This window comes from Aeromicrobium sp. PFPM2_SD2 (assembly GCF_057364525.1).
Map to the genome: position 1 here is coordinate 1 of NZ_JBNFNZ010000272.1, position 3,548 is coordinate 3,548.

3 protein-coding genes are annotated in these 3,548 nt (G+C 70.7%); 1 reads left to right on the forward strand and 2 read right to left on the reverse strand.

The window, feature by feature from the left end; genetic code table 11:
• Positions 1 to 248 precede the first annotated feature (248 nt).
• Positions 249 to 1,703 carry an LCP family protein gene (locus AC2W7G_RS11900; protein WP_485868628.1) on the forward strand — a complete coding sequence of 485 codons (1,455 nt, stop codon included), beginning with the start codon at positions 249 to 251 and terminating at the stop codon, positions 1,701 to 1,703.
• A gap of 61 nt (positions 1,704 to 1,764) precedes the next feature.
• Here AC2W7G_RS11900 and AC2W7G_RS11905 read toward each other — a convergent pair whose 3' ends face one another.
• The gene (locus AC2W7G_RS11905; RefSeq protein WP_485868629.1) at positions 1,765 to 2,496 is read right to left on the reverse strand and encodes an ABC transporter ATP-binding protein; all 732 of its coding nucleotides are present in this window, start codon (positions 2,494 to 2,496) and stop codon (positions 1,765 to 1,767) included.
• Positions 2,489 to 3,343: an ABC transporter permease gene (locus AC2W7G_RS11910; protein ID WP_485868630.1), complete on the reverse strand. Its 855-nt coding sequence runs from the start codon at positions 3,341 to 3,343 to the stop codon at positions 2,489 to 2,491. The genes AC2W7G_RS11905 and AC2W7G_RS11910 overlap by 8 nt, the downstream gene beginning before the upstream one ends.
• Positions 3,344 to 3,548 lie beyond the last annotated feature (205 nt).

Consider the following 3,548-nt stretch of genomic DNA (forward strand, 5'->3'; position numbering starts at 1 on the left):
CCGGGGGGAGGCAGGTCGTCGGCGGCACGCGGCGCGGGACGGCTGCCGCCGTCGTCGTAGAGCCAGTCGTAGCGCTTCTCGTCGGGGCCGCTGGGCATGGCGCCGAGGCTACCGGACCGCTCACCGCCGCCCCGGGACCCCGAGCCGCAGGAAAACTGCGCCGCGCCCGGCGCGCCCTCGACCAGGGGTTGAGGGTTCGTGTCCATACTGACCAGACCTCGCCCCTTCCCCACGCACGCAGAGGACCCATGACCGACGTCATCAGCTCCCGCGACCACACGGCCGACCGCTCCGCCGCGGTCCGCTTCCGCCGTGCGCTCACCCTGACGGCCATGACGCTCGTGGTGCCCGGGTCGGCCCAGCTCGTCGCCGGCAACCGCCGGGTCGGACGTCTCGCGCTGCGGGTCTGGCTCGCCGTGCTGACGCTGGGCGTCCTCGCGGTGCTGGTCTACCTGCTCGACCGGGCGACGCTGTTCACGCTGCTCACCGACGGCTGGGTCATGCGTCCGCTGCGGGTGCTGCTCATCGTCGGCGCGGTCGCCTGGGCCGGCCTGCTCATCGACGCCTGGCGCCTGGGCGCGCCGCGCGAGCTGCGCCGCGGTCACCGTGCCGTCGTGGCCGGGCTCAACGGCGCGCTGTGCATCGGCGTCGCCGCCACGCTCGTGTTCGCGTCCCAGACCGTCTCGGCGCAGCAGAAGCTCATCGGCTCGGTCACCGGCTCGGGCGCCGCGAGCAAGGCGGCCGAGGGCCAGGCCGCCGACGGCCGCTACAACGTCCTGCTGCTCGGCGGCGACTCCGGCAAGGGCCGCGTGGGCCTGCGCCCGGACTCGATCAACGTCGCCTCGATCGACGCCGACACCGGTCGCACCGTGCTGGTCGGCCTGCCGCGCAACCTGCAGAACGTCCCGTTCCCCGAGGGCACGGTCATGCACGAGCAGTTCCCGGACGGATTCTCGTGCGAGACCGACTGCTACCTCAACGGCGTCAACACCTGGGCCAACGACCACGCCGACCTGTTCGACACCAAGCACCCGGGCATGGACGCGACGGTCGAGGCGGTCGAGGAGACCACGGGCCTGGACATCGGCTACTACGCGATCATCAACATGAACGGCTTCGCCAACCTGGTGGACGCCCTCGGCGGCGTCACGATCGACGTCAAGGAGCGCACCGCCATCGGCGGCATCGGCGCCCCGATCACCGGCTACATCAAGGAGGGGCGCCGCCACCTCACCGGCCGCCAGGTCACCTGGTACGCCCGCAGCCGGGTCGACAACGACGACTACTCCCGCATGGGCCGGCAGAAGTGCATCATGACCGAGATGCTCGGCCAGCTCAGCCCCGAGAAGGTGCTCACCAAGCTGGACGCCATCGCCGACTCGGCCGAGTCGTTCTTCGAGACGAGCATCCCGCAGGGCGACGTCGGCACGTTCCTGGACCTCGCGCTCAAGGCGCGCAAGCAGAAGGTCTCGTCGGTCTCGATCGTCCCGCCGCAGGTGAACACCAGCGACCCGGACTTCGACAAGGTGCGCCGCATGGTGCACCAGGCGGTGGCCAAGGCCGAGGGCTCGTACTCCTCGCACGGCGTCCGCAACGCCACGCTGTCGCCGCTGTCGAAGCCGAAGATCACCGTGGCCGGGGCCGACCCGCGCAAGGACCCGCGCCGGGCGAACCAGTCCGACGACCTCGAGAAGGCCTGCTGACGCCAGCGGGCGGGGCGCCGGTGAGCCGGGCCGCACGCGACGGCCAGGACGGCCGGAGGGGCTAGCGGCGTCCGTCGCGGTAGGCGCGGATCACCTCGCGCGGGTCGCCGTCCATGAGCAGCTCGCCCTTCTCGACCCACAGCACGCGGTTGCAGGTGTCGAGGATCGACTTCATGGAGTGGCTGACCAGGAAGACCGTGCCGGCCTGGTCGCGGATCTCGCGGATGCGCGCCTCGCTGCGCTCGCGGAAGTCCTTGTCGCCCACGGCCAGCGCCTCGTCGACGATGAGGATCTCGTGCGCGCGGGCCGCGGCGATGGCGAACTTGAGCCGGGCGACCATGCCCGAGGAGTACGTGCGCATGGGCAGGTCGATGAAGTCGCCCAGGCCCGAGAAGGCCACGACGTCGTCGTAGGCGGCCTCGATCTCGGCCCGGGTGAAGCCCATCGCCAGGCCGCCGAGGATGACGTTCTGCTCGCCGGACAGGTCCTTGATGAGGGCCGCGCCGACGCCGAGCATGCTCGGGTTGGCGCTGGCGTGGATCGCTCCGGACGAGACCGGGGTCAGCCCGACGATCGCCCGCATGAGCGTGGACTTGCCCGAGCCGTTGGTGCCGACGACGCCGATGCTGTCGTTCTCGTAGGCGACGAACGAGACGTCCTTGAGCGCCTTCACGGTGCGGGTGCGCGTCTCGCGGCGCCCGCCCGGGCCCTTGCTGCCGGCCTTGACCTTGTACTCGACCGACACGTGGTCGACGACGACCGACGGGCGGCGTCCCTCCTGCGGCTCAGTCATCGCGTCCGTACCGCTCCTCGGCCTGCCAGAAGAACACCGTGCCGACGAGCAGCAGCCCGACCGCCCACAGGCTGGCGTACAGCCAGTACCAGGGGTTGTCGACGGTGTACTGGCCGTCCAGGACGATGCCGCGGGCCAGGACCAGGATCTCGTGCAGCGGCTGGAAGTCCAGGATGCGCAGCGCGGTCTCGTGGCCCTCGAACCGCTGCTCGATGTCGAAGAAGATGCCGGTGGAGAAGAACAGCGCCCGGTTCACGAACGGCAGGATCTCCGACAGGTCGCTGAGGTGGACCGACAGGCGCGCGGTGATCAGCGACAGGCCGACGTTGAAGACGGTGTAGATGAGCACCAGCGGCAGCATGAGCAGCCAGCCCCAGTTCGGGGTGTTGCCGGCCGCGGTGGCGAAGACGAACATCACCGCCAGCGTCGGGACGAACTGGAGCAGCTCCTCCACGACCTGGGCGATCGGCAGCACCATCCGCGGGAACCGCAGGCTCTGCACGAGCGCCCGGTTGTTGGTGATGGACTTCGCGCCGCTGCCGAACGTCCGGGAGAAGAACTCGAAGAAGAAGACGCCGACGATGAGGAACTCGACGAAGCGCGCCGGCCGCGAGGACCCCATGACCAGGCCGAAGACGGTGCCGTAGACCGCCGCGTTGAGCATCGGACGCAGCACGATCCACAGCAGGCCCAGCCGGTTGCGCTGGTTGTCGGCCTTGACCCGGTAGGTGGCCAGCAGGCGGATGAACTCGCGCCGGTGCCACACCTCGCGCAGGTAGGCATGCAGCGGGGGACGCGCGCCGACCCGGCTGAGGCCGTGGGAGGCGGCGTACTCTGCCAGGCTCATGGATTCCTACTCGTGCGGGGGACAGGGGACCCGGACCAGGCCGGGACCGCAGCGAGTCTAGGGCATGGGGTCACGGCCGGACCGGCTCGGCGCGTTCCTGCGCGGCGACCCGAGCGACCTGCTCGTCGTCCCCGCCGGTCACCAGCACGACGGAGCCGTCGCCCGTCGCGGCGGCCACGACGGCCGCAGCTCGTCTCCACCACAT